The organism is Chryseobacterium cupriresistens, from assembly GCF_046614675.1.
GTDB classification, from domain to species: Bacteria; Bacteroidota; Bacteroidia; order Flavobacteriales; family Weeksellaceae; genus Chryseobacterium; species Chryseobacterium cupriresistens.
This window is the reverse complement of sequence record NZ_JBKKJT010000061.1, coordinates 1-278: the sequence shown is the minus strand read 5'-3', so window position 1 is coordinate 278 and position 278 is coordinate 1. Positions and strand designations below refer to the sequence as shown.

Below are 278 nucleotides of genomic sequence, written 5' to 3'. Positions count from 1 at the left end.
GCTCGGAAAGACGAAGCTTTATATCAACAGATCTTTTTAAGAATCATTTCAATGCTGATCAATGAAGCTGTTGAAGCCAAAAGCTGCTGCTTCTGCTTTATACGGAGAAAGAGGACTTAACGGTGTAATTGTAATTACAACAAAGAACGGTAAAGTGGAAGTACAGCTGTACAGAATTATTCAGGAGTTTACTACCAATGTGATCAAACATTCGGACGCAACGGATATCTGGATTTACATGAAAGATTATCCTGACAATATGGCTGTAGTGATTTCGG

General features: G+C 38.1%; 1 pseudogene. It reads left to right on the top strand.

The features are described from left to right. Window positions 1–61: 61 nt before the first annotated feature. Window positions 62–278 (top strand): annotated as a pseudogene (locus tag ACLI50_RS22665) (hypothetical protein); the annotation flags it as partial.